General features: G+C 40.5%; 12 protein-coding genes. 6 read left to right on the top strand and 6 right to left on the bottom strand.

Going from position 1 to position 11,932, the window contains the following annotated elements; genetic code table 11:
- Positions 1-167: 167 nt before the first annotated feature.
- From comGC to U0M88_RS03420, 4 genes are all read left to right on the top strand, one after another.
- On the top strand, positions 168-464 hold the full coding sequence (comGC, locus tag U0M88_RS03435; protein WP_331868917.1) for a competence type IV pilus major pilin ComGC: 297 nt from the start codon (positions 168-170) through the stop codon (positions 462-464).
- Entirely contained in the window at positions 442-828 is a 387-nt protein-coding gene (locus U0M88_RS03430) for a hypothetical protein (protein WP_168965984.1), read from the top strand. The genes comGC and U0M88_RS03430 overlap by 23 nt, the downstream gene beginning before the upstream one ends.
- Before the next feature lie 113 nt (positions 829-941).
- Complete coding sequence (locus U0M88_RS03425; protein WP_168965986.1) at positions 942-1,334, top strand: competence type IV pilus minor pilin ComGF; 393 nt, start codon at positions 942-944, stop codon at positions 1,332-1,334.
- Positions 1,273-1,692, top strand: coding sequence for a hypothetical protein (locus U0M88_RS03420; RefSeq protein ID WP_331868916.1), 420 nt, complete (start codon positions 1,273-1,275; stop codon positions 1,690-1,692). The genes U0M88_RS03425 and U0M88_RS03420 overlap by 62 nt, the downstream gene beginning before the upstream one ends.
- A gap of 3 nt (positions 1,693-1,695) precedes the next feature.
- On the opposite strand, the gene U0M88_RS03415 is transcribed toward U0M88_RS03420, so the two are convergent.
- The 3 genes from U0M88_RS03415 to U0M88_RS03405 all read right to left on the bottom strand — a co-directional run bounded on the left by U0M88_RS03415 (position 1,696) and on the right by U0M88_RS03405 (position 4,647).
- Positions 1,696-2,310 (bottom strand): MBL fold metallo-hydrolase, encoded by a 615-nt coding sequence (locus U0M88_RS03415; protein WP_331868915.1) that lies wholly within the window; start codon positions 2,308-2,310, stop codon positions 1,696-1,698.
- Positions 2,311-2,347: 37 nt separating this feature from the next.
- The gene (gene rpmG / locus U0M88_RS03410; protein WP_022355275.1) at positions 2,348-2,497 is read right to left on the bottom strand and encodes a 50S ribosomal protein L33; all 150 of its coding nucleotides are present in this window, start codon (positions 2,495-2,497) and stop codon (positions 2,348-2,350) included.
- Between the two features lie 65 nt (positions 2,498-2,562).
- Complete coding sequence (locus U0M88_RS03405) at positions 2,563-4,647, bottom strand: peptidoglycan D,D-transpeptidase FtsI family protein (RefSeq protein ID WP_331868914.1); 2,085 nt, start codon at positions 4,645-4,647, stop codon at positions 2,563-2,565.
- A gap of 99 nt (positions 4,648-4,746) precedes the next feature.
- Here U0M88_RS03405 and ispG point away from each other — a divergent pair, with 99 nt between their 5' ends.
- Positions 4,747-5,796, top strand: a complete 1,050-nt coding sequence (ispG, locus tag U0M88_RS03400) for a flavodoxin-dependent (E)-4-hydroxy-3-methylbut-2-enyl-diphosphate synthase (RefSeq protein ID WP_331868913.1) — start codon at positions 4,747-4,749, stop codon at positions 5,794-5,796.
- Positions 5,797-5,830: 34 nt separating this feature from the next.
- Here the strand turns inward: ispG and U0M88_RS03395 are convergent, their stop codons facing one another.
- Positions 5,831-6,685, bottom strand: coding sequence for a deoxyribonuclease IV (locus U0M88_RS03395; RefSeq protein ID WP_442902230.1), 855 nt, complete (start codon positions 6,683-6,685; stop codon positions 5,831-5,833).
- A complete protein-coding gene (locus U0M88_RS03390; RefSeq protein WP_331868912.1) occupies positions 6,682-8,010 on the bottom strand; it encodes a DEAD/DEAH box helicase in 1,329 nt (442 codons plus the stop codon). Before U0M88_RS03390 ends, U0M88_RS03395 begins: the two co-directional genes overlap by 4 nt.
- Positions 8,011-8,086: 76 nt before the next feature.
- Here U0M88_RS03390 and ispH point away from each other — a divergent pair, with 76 nt between their 5' ends.
- Positions 8,087-8,995 carry a 4-hydroxy-3-methylbut-2-enyl diphosphate reductase gene (ispH, locus tag U0M88_RS03385; RefSeq protein ID WP_331868911.1) on the top strand — a complete coding sequence of 303 codons (909 nt, stop codon included), beginning with the start codon at positions 8,087-8,089 and terminating at the stop codon, positions 8,993-8,995.
- A gap of 461 nt (positions 8,996-9,456) precedes the next feature.
- Here the strand turns inward: ispH and U0M88_RS03380 are convergent.
- Positions 9,457-11,932: MSCRAMM family protein (locus U0M88_RS03380; RefSeq protein WP_331868910.1), on the bottom strand; the 2,476-nt coding region annotated here is incomplete at its 5' end.

The raw sequence follows: 11,932 nt of genomic DNA, 5'->3' as shown, positions 1-11,932 counted from the left end.
ACCATTGACCTGAGGTAACCAATCCACGAATAACAGAGTGGCCAATCACCGATAATTCTGACAAGAAGTTTCCTGTCTAATATCCTTGATTTTAAAAAAAGTGACGATAATCAAAGAAGTGAATATTTCCACTTGACAATTGTCATTTCATAACAGAAAGGAATTTTATGAAAACAAAAAATGCGTTTACCCTTTTAGAAATGATGATCGTATTATTGATCATCACCATCATTCTTTTGATCACATTGCCAAATATTACACAAAAAGAAACGATCATTCGTGAAAAGGGCTGTAAATCTCTTTTAAGTGTCATTGATTCACAAATCTTACTGTATCAAATCGAAAATGATGAAGTGCCTTCCATTCAAGATTTGATCAATGATGGGTATCTGAAAGAAGAACAAGCCAAATGTCCAAACGGAAAGTCTGTGGAGATCATCAATGGACAAGCCACCAGTCAATAATGCCTTTACCTTGATGGAAGCTCTATTAACGCTTCTGATCATAAGCTTGTTGACACTGATCAGCTTAAAGCCTTCTATTTCTCATCTGGAATACTTCTCTCGAAAAATGGCGGCTTATTCTGTTTTGACTCAGGAAAAAGCGTTTATCGCAAAAGAGAACAAAGATGTGCGTATCGAAAAAGACAGAGCTTACTTTGCGGATATCGAATTTCAATATCCACCGTCCATCTCTTGTACACCATTTGCGTTTCACTACAATGCCAAAGGTAATATTTCCCAGGCACATACCATTCAGTGTACAGACAAAGACCGTACCATCCACTTGATCTATCAATTAGGAAGCGGGCGTGTTCGCATTGAATAAAAACGGATTTTTAATGACAGAAGCATTGTTTGCCCTCTTTATTATACTTCTGTGTATCAGTCTTTTATGGAACAACATAGAGATAGTATTCAATAGTAAAGGATGGATCATCGATGAAAAGATCAATAAAGAATGGTTTTACCATGATTGATGCCCTTTTATCTTTGCTTGTTTTCAGTATCGTTACTTTATGCATACTTGTCTTTTTACAGACTTGTCTAAAAATGTTAAACATGGATATGCTTCAACAGGAACAAATGGCTGTGATCCAACTTCGAGAAATCCTCTCTCTTTCCAAGGATATCGAAGTACAAAGTCATGAATTAACGATGAACTATAAACATGAATCGATCTGGATCGGCCAGGATAAAGATCGACTTGTCAAAAAAGAGGGATATGAAATTCTTATGGAAGGAGTTAAAAATGTTGCGTTTTATCAACAAGATGAAGAAATTTTTTTATCCTATTCAAAGGCAGACAAAGAATACAACGTACAGATCTATTAACGGTTATATCAGCTCAGGGGCTCTGGTCTGTTTCTTTATTCTGTTGCAGGTGACAAGCCTGATCAGTTTATATCTGTTAGATCATGCCTATCTGATAGAGGCCAACAAACAAAGTACGATCGATCTTTCCTGTATTTCTTATGCCAAAGCTATGATCCAGCATAACCAAAGAATTCGTCAGTGTCATTTTGATTTAAAGGATTTGATTCTGGAAAAGAGTGAAGTGATAAACGATGTGTTGGTGACGTTTCGTGATGAAAATACATTTATTGATTGTATGTATGGAAAAAAAGAAAAGAAAGTCCACATGCGAATTTATTATGATACCCAGGGTATCTTCGACATGGACTTTCTTTAAAGATCATAGATGCTTCATTTCGTAGCTCCACTGTTTTTCAAAACCGATGGTTGTAGCCAGGCCGTGCCCCGGATATACCGGTAGATCATCTTCCAGAGCTGCCAGTTTGCGCAAAGACTCTTTCATCTGCATGACGCTGCCTGTTGGAAGATCCATTCTTCCGATAGAGCCTTGAAACAGGGTATCTCCGGAAAACAAATGATTTTCTATACGAAAACAACAGGAACCGCAAGTATGACCGGGCGTATGATAAACATCGATATCAAATTTTCCGATCGAAAGCTTGCCTTCCTGAATTCCGATTGCCTTGGAATGACAAACGATCGTTTCATAAAATGATAAAGAAGCATTCAACGCCGGATCCTGTAAAAAAGAAACTTCACTTTGATGAACATAAACCGGTACCGAATACGTTTCTGTGATCGAATCAACACCCTTGATATGATCAAAGTGAGCATGTGTCAGTAACACCGCTTCCAAATGTAAATGATTCTGTTCTAAAAAAGGCTGAAGATCCAACACATCGCCGGGATCGATTACCAGACAAGAATCTTCCTTGACCACCACATAACAATTTGCCTGCACCATTCCTAATGGATATGTATAAATTTCTATCATGATCTGCTAGTAAAAAAGACCGATGATCCGGTCTTCTTTATTTCTTCTCCTTATGATCCGTTTTTTGATTACATTTTGGACAATATTTTTTAATTGTCATACGTTCAGGATGTTTCTTTTTATTTCGAGTTCCGATGTAGTTTTCTTCTCCACAAACAGAGCATTTAAATGTAATACGATCTCTCATGGACTGTCCTCCTTAACAAATATGCGAATGAATTGTATCATATATATTTTTTTGGTGCAAGAAGATTATTGATCCTGCGGATACAATTCAAAATATGTCTGTAAAACCTCCGGCATCACGTTATAAACACAGATGTTGCTTTTGAGGTTTTGTGTATTTTCCGCACTGGTCGGTGCCGAGCAGGCAAACGCAACACTAGGATTCTCATAGGGTGCATAGCCGACAAAGTTAGCGGTCGTCGCATCTCCAACTTCAGCCGTACCGGTTTTTCCCGCAACATCCTGTGATAACGCATTGATCTGGGTTCCACAGTTTTCGTCCGTAACACAAGCTCTAAATCCTTGTTGAATCCGTGAAAGCGATTCTGTATTGGACAAGGTTGATTTAAGCTTGACTGGATATTCTTCGACGATGTTTTGACTGTTGCTTTCGGTTACACGATCCATCATATGGATCTGATACATGCTGCCGGAAGTCGCAATCACCGAAACATATTGTAACAGCTGCAGCGGCGTGTACATATCCAACTGGCCAATGGAATAGTTTAATGTCATTCCCGGCAAATTACCAAAGCCCATATAGCCGCTGACTTCACCCGGTGCATCCACACCGGTCACATTTCCTAAACCAAAGCGTGAAAAATAACTGCGCATTTTATCTAAAGTCTGACCCACATCTTCCATAACTAAAGGCTGGCCTTCTTCATAGGTTGCTCCACCTAAACGAATGGCGATGTTAAACATATAAACGTTACTGGAAACCGACAAAGCCTGTATATCGTTGACAAGGCCGTGATTTTCATACGAACCAAATTCCTCACCGCCGATATTCATGATCGCATCGTTAATAACTTCTCCAGGCTCTACTACACCTTCACTTTGTCCCATATACAAAGTCGCTCCTTTGATACAGGAACCTGGATTGACTAAAGAAACATAGTTACCGGAGGCAAAATATGTCATTTCTTTAGTTTCCAGATCCATCGTATAGCCGGACATGGCCAAAACACCACCTGTCGTTGGATCCATCATACAGGTAAATAAGCTGTTGAATTCCTCACGGCCTTCCGTTCCGCCTTCACGCTGTAAGACCGTTTTGAGCGTATTATCGAGCTTTTCCTGCAGTTCTATATCAATCGTTAAATACAGATCCAAGCCTTTTTGCGCAGAACGAGTAACTTCCTTATGAGCCAATCCATTTGAGTCATATGTTACAACCGATTCTTCACTGACGCCGGACAGATAGTCATTGTAGTAAAGCTCTAAACCGGAGGCCCCTACCGGTGAATTATACTGAAAGCCCCTTTGCAGGTAATAATCTACATTTTCGCTGGGAAGACCTTGCGTGCTTGTCGTCACCGTTCCCAGTACATCGGATAATGTTTCACCATATGGATACTCTCGTTTCCAACCCCCAAAATCGACATCAAAGCCCGGGAATTCTGTTTTATGTTCAACTAGATAGGCAACATCATCATCACTGATATCCTCCAGAATGACATTCTGTAAAGAGGAAGAATTCACTGTTGTCATACGACTGTAAATCACATAGGTTGCCTTTTCTTTATTCGAAAGTTCATCGATATCTTCATCGGTGATTCGTTCATACAAAAGTTGTGTTTGTTTGGAGGATGTCATAGACCCATTTTGAATACTGTTCCATTCCGATTCACTGAATAGATGCCGACATCCATAATGTGGATCATCCGTGTCCAATAAAAAGGTATAGGCAATATACGCGTTCTTTAAATCCGAAGATGAAAATTCATCTGCTTTGACATCAAATACCGAAACAATTCGATTGGCGTACAATAAATAATCATCCGTTGTCATGTTGTTGGGCGATGTATAGACGATATTGTGGCTGACCGTAGTTTTCGCAAGCACATTGCCATTCGTATCGAATATCTGACCTCTAGGCGCACTGATATATTGTGTAACACTGGTATAATCATTTGTCAGTTGCGTATAGCGTTCATTGGAAAAGACTTGTATATAAACGAGCCTAAAAAAAATGATCAAAAAGAAAACCGTCACCAGACTGGCAAAACCGATAATACGTCTGGATATGACCTGATCTAAGGGCGCATCCAACCCTTGATGAAAGAAACGCAAGATCCTTTTCCTGATGTTTTTAAAAAACTGGCGCATGCAATCCCCCTATCTTGTATCATTTAATCACATTTGTCAGGTTTTGTCACTTGTTCTTCTTTCGGGAAGCTTATATACTTTCAAGTAGGAGTGATCAAAATGAAAAGAAATCAGACTCGTTCTGTACAAGTAAAAGATTTAGTTTTAGGCGGAAACGACCATGTATATATTCAATCCATGTGCAATATCAAGACCTCACATGTAAAAGAAGTGATCGAACAAATTTTAGAATTGGAAGCGATGGGCTGCGAAATCATTCGTGTCAGCTGTATGGATCTAAACGATGCCAAAGCTATTGAAGAAATCGTATCGAATATCCATATTCCACTAGTAGCCGATATTCACTTTGACTATCGACTCGCTTTAGCATGTATTGATGCCGGAGCGAATAAAATTCGCTTAAATCCGGGAAATATCGGTGCCCGGGAAAATGTAAAAGCCGTGGTCAAAAAATGTAAAGAAAAACATATTCCGATACGAATTGGCATCAACAGCGGTTCTTTGGAAAAAGAGATTCATCAAAAATATGGAAAACCTACAGCACAGGGAATGATGGAAAGTGCACAAAAACATGTTCAGATTTTAGAAGATCTTCATTTCTATGATACGGTACTTTCCTTTAAATCCAGTGATCCCCTTTTATGTATCGAAGCCTATAAAAAGGCCTCGGAAATGTTTGACTATCCTTTACACTTAGGGGTTACTGAAGCCGGAACCATGATGACCAGTGCTATCAAAAGCACATTAGCTTTAGGAAATCTTCTATTGGATGGTATTGGCAATACCATTCGTATCAGTGTAAACGGTGCCCCGCAAAAAGAAATTCCCATCGTTAAAGAGCTTTTAAAATCGTGTAACTTGATTCAAAATGTACCGAATCTAATTGCCTGTCCGACATGTGGTCGTACACAATGGGATATGGAGCCAGTCGTCAACGAAATTGAACAATACCTGCAGACCGTTCATAAAAATATTACCGTAGCCATCATGGGATGTGCTGTCAATGGGCCCGGTGAGGCAAAACATGCGGATATTGCCATTGCCGGCGGTAAAAATGAAGGTCTTTTAATCAAAAAGGGAGAAATCATCGAAAAGATTCCGCAGCAGGAAATGGTACAACGCTTAAAACAGGAAATTGAAGCCTTCTAACACAAAAAGCCGGAAAACTCCGGCTTTTTACATCTTATTCACTTTTATAGGCTTTAAGCCATGCGATTTCTTCTTTGTAAGGCGGTTTACCATCGATATACGGTGTCTCCAAGATTTTCGTAATGGATTCCAGTTTAGGGTGATGAACGACCTTTGCCAACAAGGAATAACCGATATGTCCCTGATCAATATTGGCATGACGATCTTTGTGGGCACCCTTTTCATTTTTAGAATCATTAATATGCATGACTGCCAGTCTATCTAATCCTAATATCGCATCAAACTGGTTTAAAACGGCATCAAAATCCGAAAGATCGTACCCCGCATCATGAATATGACACGTATCCATACAGATTTTGATTCGTTCCTGTTTATGAATACCATCCAGGATCCAACGTAATTCCTCAAAGGTTCGCCCGATTTCACTGCCCTTGCCGGCCATTGTTTCCAAGGCGATACAAACATCGCTTTCATCCGCATCTAAAACTGCATTTAGACCGTTCTGAATGGATGCGATACCCGCATCCACGCCGGCTTTTAAGTGACTGCCGGGATGCAAAACTAATGTTTTTGCCCCCAGTGCATCCACTCGTTTTAATTCCTGCGATAAAAATTCGACACCAAACTGCGCAGTTTCCGGCTTGATGGTGTTGGCTAGATTGATCAGATAGGGTGCATGTACGATTACACGATCCATACAAAAATCATGCTTTGACATTAATTCCTTGGCTTCTTCAATTCGAAACTGATCTAATGAAACACGTCGGGTATTGCTGGGAGCACCTGTATAGATCATGCAGGCATTGGCTCCGTATGAAAGTGATTCTTCAATACTCCCCAAAAAATACTTCGGTGCCTTTAAGGATACATGTGATCCTAAATAGATCATGATTCAAACCTCTTCTGGCGTTGTTTTTCTTTGGCTCTTTCTTTTTTCTGACGTTGAATGTCCTTTTGAATGATTTCTCTTTTTCTCTTTCGTTTTAGCTTTTCAATTTCCTGACGCTGTTTCTTTTTATAATTTGGTTTTACCTTCTTTGCCTTTTTCGATACGATTTTTTCAATTTCCTGCTGCAGTGGATCTTTGGAACGCTTTCTTTTTTGACCAAATGGTTTGAGATCGACCCATTGTCCATGACGAATATCCTGATGTTCAAAAACGATTCCCTGATGCATCAGATCCTTAATCGCCGCCTCGTCTTTTTCATGATATAAGGCGTAACATACACCATCACGATTGGCACGACCGGTACGTCCGGAACGATGCACATAAAACTTTAGATCTTTTGGAAAACCACATGAAATAACATGGGTAATTCCCTCTAAGTCTATACCACGGCTGGCAATATCACTGGCAACGATATAGCTTTTTTTCTGTGACTGAATCGCTTTGATGGCCTGCATTCGTTCTCTGGATTCCAAATCACCATGAAGCTCTACCAGATCATATTGATGCTCTCTTAAAAAAGCGGCAATCTTGGCAGCTTCCTGATTGGTATTGGCAAAGATCAAACAGACATATGGATTGATATGGGATAGTACATCCAACAGCTTTTCTTCATAGCTTTTATGTTTACAAGGCACCAGAACATGACGAACATCGCTTTGGAAATTTTCACTATCTTCAATAGAAATCATAAAAGGATCAAACAAGTATTTCTTTAAAAATGGCTGTAAAGCTTCCGGTATAGTAGCGGAAAAAACCATCAGCTGTACTTTTTTATTCATTTTGGAAAGAATTTCATCGATATCTTCTAAAAAGCCAAATTCCAGTGTCATATCAGCTTCATCGATAATGACCATTTTGGCGGTATCCAGACGCAATGTATTTTCCTGAACAAACAAATCCTTCATACGTCCGGGCGTACCGATTACAATCTGTGGCTGTACATCAGAAACCTTACGATCCATCCCACCGGTCACAAGCTTTACACGTACACCAAAATGCGCTGCCAATTTCTTACAACGCTCATACAGCTGAAAAGCAAGTTCTCTTGTCGGTGTAGAGATTACCGCCTGTACCGCATCGACAGTCGGATCAACCTGCTCAAAAATAGCCATGAAAAAGGCATGACTTTTCCCGGAACCTGTACTGGAGATACCGATAAGATCTCTTATCTTATTTTTTCGATCCATCACTTGTTTTTGAATTGGCGTTAGTGTTTTAAAATGTTCTAACTCCATAATTTCCTTAACGACATTTGTATTTGACATGTTTATCACCTCAAAGCCAACTCATAATACCATAAAACATTTTTCAAAACAAACATCAAACGCTATAATAAAGAGTATGAAATATAAAGTCACAAAAGTAAAACCACAAGGATATTGCGGTGGAGTCCTAAAAGCGATTCAAACCGCAAAAGAATGTCGAAAACAAAATCCGGATATGACAATTACGATCTTGGGAAATCTGGTTCATAACAGCTATGTCAAAAAAGCGCTGCAGCTTTATGATCTTAAAACCATCGAAGATCCTTCTAAAACCAGATGGGAACTATTAGATCAGATATCGGAAGGAATCGTCATCTTTACAGCTCATGGAGTCAGTTCAAAAGTTGTCCAAAAGGCAAAAGAAAAAGGCTTACAGATTGTAGATGCCTCCTGTCCGTTTGTCTTACAGACACAAAGCATCGTCAAGGATAAGCTGGAACAAGGTTATACCGTTTTTTATATTGGAAAGAAAGGGCATCCCGAGGCTGAAGCCATTTATTCAACCAGTGATAAAGTGATCCTGATTGAAACGGGAAACGATATACCAATCAACATCCAGACTCCTATCTTTGTCACCAACCAAACCACCATGTCAGTATTGGAAATCAACACACTTTTCCAGGCAATTCGTAAAGTCTATCCGAATGCCCAGATCCATGATGAGATTTGTAATGCGACAAGAGTGCGGCAACAGGCGATATTGGATCTAAAGGACTCCGATGTAGATACGCTGATCGTGGTAGGTGATCCCACCAGCAACAACACCCAAAAGTTAGCCGCCATTGGAAAAACAGCCGGCATCCAAACTGTACTACAAGTTCAGGATCTGCAGCAGCTTGATGCAACATCCATTCAAGAGTCCAAGCATATTGCCATCACCAGCGGAGCAAGTACACCAACGTATCTAATGGAACAGATTTATTCCTATCTCTGTCAATATCCATGTCAAAAAGAAGACATTGATTTACATAAAATTCTCGACTGAGATTAATGCAACAGGAGAACATGCAGGTTTGAAAAACAAAACTGGCAAAAATCTTCTTTTACACCGCTTCAAAGCGACTCCAAAATTGTTGGCGTCGTTTTTTATTTTCCAATGTTTTCAGAACTATGATTCATATGTAACATGTACATGATATCTATTGTGCCCTACACCAAATCCTGTTGTCCGTACTCCTCTGCCATTAGCTTAATATAATTTTTCAATATACACACGATGACTCACTTTTTTGTTTTGGCATGTTCTTCCCAATGCCAAGCGAATCTTAAATTAAGAAAAGGAGCTGAACAGCTAAACGCTGATCAACTCCCACCTTCTCTAAATCATTTTGGGGTATCGATTACTCACTGGAATTCCGAAAAAGTAAATCCATTAAGACCAATTTAACATTTTCTTTGTCTTAAGAGCATCTTAAGAAATTCCCCTGTTGCAACTCTGGATGTTGTCTATTTCTTTGTTTTCTTTCTGCGCCATCCAGCGACAAGTCCTGTGCCCGATGCCAGTAAGGCAGCCGCACTTCCAAACAGCGGCATGGAAACCGATGTCTTTCTTCCCTTGTCTTTCTTAGACGGGATCGGTTCGTTGCCAAAATCAGGCAGGGCCAGTTCTGAAGTGGTTCGGATTCGAACTTCTCTTGTCAGGCCGGATTTTGTATAGCCTGCAATCGTCTGCATTTCCTTTAATGTATAATCGCCATAAGCCACATCCCTAAATACGACCTGACCGTCTTTGTCACTTGTGGATGTATAGACACATTCATCGTTTTGATATAATCCGAAGACAACACCTTCCAATCCTTTTTTCGTCTTCGCATCCACTTTTTTAAAGACGACGTCTGCCTTGATCTTTGTATTGACAATGGTGCCAAGATCAATGACTTGATCCTGCTGCTCAATATCGGCATCCCATGTCGCCTCATTAAACTGATAGCCTTCCGGTGCTTCCATTTCTTTTACAGTGTAGCTTCCGTAAGGAATCTTGTCAAATGTGACAACACCCTCTTCATCGGTTTTAGCCGTTTGATAAGGTGTTTCTCCTTCTTTAAGGAATAAACCAAAGACAACATCCGATAATGGCTGATGGGTATCGGCATGCACCTTCTTCAGCGTTATGGATCCTTTCTTGATCTCATTTTGGATCGTTCCCAGATCAATACGCTTTCCTTCTTCATCCATGTGGATCTCCATGGATCCTGTCCACAGATTATGCGACTCCAGGGTTGCAATCTCTTTTAAGACATAGTCTCCATATTCTACATCTTTAAATGTCAATGTTCCCTTTTCGTCTGTTGTTTCCTGAAAAACCGGTTCATCCGATGCATTTGTAAACAGTCCAAAGGTAACACCTTCCAGTGGCTGTCCAGTATCCGCATCCACTTTCGTCAAGGTCACCGATCCCTTTTTAATCGGATTGACCATCGTTTTAGCTTCTACCGTCTGACCGTCGGTATCGATCGTGACCGTCTGTTCATCTGTTACTACATTGTAGGCAGCCAGACCTTTGGTCTCTTTCAGCGTATAGGTTCCATATTTTACATTCTTAAAGGTTGCCACACCTGAAGCATCACTTGCGGCTGTGGCGACAACTCGATCTTCCTGCAGAAGACTGAATTCCACACCCTGAAGTGGTTGATCTTTCTCATCGGTCTTCTTGACTGTGACAGTACCCTCAATCTTCTTATTTTCCACCGTTCCCAGATCGATGACCTGATTCTCTTCAAGGATGGAAGCCTCTTTACTCCAGTTATTGGCTGCATAGCCCTCCAGAGCCCCCGTTTCTTTAACAACGTAGTCTCCATATTCCACCTTCTCGAAGGTCACCACACCATCCGCACCGGTTGTTTGGGTCTGTATTGGCTGCTCTTCCCCTTTTTTATACAGGGAGAAGGCAACGCCTGATAAAGCCACTTTTGTCGAGGCATCGATTTTCTTTAAAGTGATGGAGCCCTGGATCAGGGAATCCTTTACAGTGAAGACACTGTTGAAAGTCTCGGAATCCGTGACTTCAATCGTACTGGAAGCCGCTTTCGTATAGTTGTCCGGTGCTTTGGTCTCTGTCAATGTATATGTTCCAAATGGTACATTGTCAATAACAGCTTTTCCTTCTTCATCCGTTGTAATCGTATAAGAAATCTCTTTATTTTCCGTATTCTGTAATGTGAAGGTCGCACCAGCCAGTTTTTTATTTACATCCCCGGCATCCACCTTTTCTATGGTGATTGTACGACCGTCCGAATAAATGGCACCGTTGCGGATGGCACTGTTTCTGGAAGGTTCCAGAGTAAAGGCATAAGTACTTCCGACATTTTGATTTACGGATTCAATATTGTCTGCACGAATATCATTGGCATTTCCCTTTTGCGGGAAGGTATAGACTGTCTTTTTGGTAAAGTCTACACGATAGTTTCCACGCTGATATACGTCAAAATCATACGTTCCATCACTGGTCGTTTTCGCTTCAATGACGTTTCCATCTAAATCTTTGGCCGCAACCCACTGTCCGTTTTCCTCTTTCATCAAAACAACTTTGGCACCGGAAACCTTTGGTTCCTGATCATCCATCGTTCCATTTTGATTCTTGTCAATAAAGAAAGTTCCCTTGACATTGTATTTTGTCACATGCAGTGCCGTTTGATTCGATTCATTATATCGTTTGCCGTCTGTGGATAAGGCAATCGAATTGATGGCTTTTTTATCAATCAATGCTTTATCAGCAGGCACCCGAATCGGCAGAAGCAGATTCACCCGTTCTCCCGGCTGCATCTGATTTCCGTCTTTGAGCTGTACCTTGATGGAGCGAACCGTACCAAAGTCTGTAATCTTATCTGCCGTAAGCCAGGCACCATCCCGTACGGATTCCAGTGTATCCGGTTCTACGGTAGAATAGAATACATCAAAACGTTTGAGTACTTCTGCATTCTGT

This window comes from Faecalicoccus sp., from assembly GCF_036552745.1.
GTDB lineage: Bacteria > Bacillota_I > Bacilli_A > Erysipelotrichales > Erysipelotrichaceae > Faecalicoccus.
Note: the sequence above shows the minus strand (reverse complement) of the source record. Positions and strands in the feature narration are given on the sequence as shown.